This window comes from Acinetobacter sp. NIOH-H-8 (assembly GCF_046635365.1).
Lineage (GTDB): Bacteria > Pseudomonadota > Gammaproteobacteria > Pseudomonadales > Moraxellaceae > Acinetobacter.
The window spans coordinates 1-346 of record NZ_JBHDVN010000391.1; the positions used below are offsets into that span (position 1 = coordinate 1).

1 protein-coding gene is annotated in these 346 nt (G+C 36.4%); it reads right to left on the bottom strand.

Going from position 1 to position 346, the window contains the following annotated elements:
• On the bottom strand, positions 1-249 hold a 249-nt coding region (locus ACEWB7_RS18800), incomplete at its 3' end, for a helix-turn-helix domain-containing protein (protein WP_411581202.1).
• Between the last annotated feature and the right edge of the window lie 97 nt (positions 250-346).

Genomic DNA, 346 nt, shown 5'->3' on the forward strand with positions numbered 1-346 from the left:
CTTCGATATTTGCTGAGGAGACCATAAACAACGGATCGCTTCAACAATAAATCTCCAGAGGATTGAGTCGATTTTGAGTTTTCTGTGACCACGTCTACGTCTAGCGAAGGTGTTATCAGAAGCATATCGAGCTTGATAAACGTCATTGATGCTATTTCTTTTAAGTTCACGATAGATCGTACTAGGATGTCTTTTAATAAGTTCAGCAAATTTTCTGGGTGAAAAGCCTTCTTTTCTTGACTCAAGCATTAATGCAGTACGATCTTCAAAGTTAAGATGATGGTATGACAATTTTATATACTCCATAAACCCTTTAAATTAATTAGGTGGTTTATGTCGCACTTCA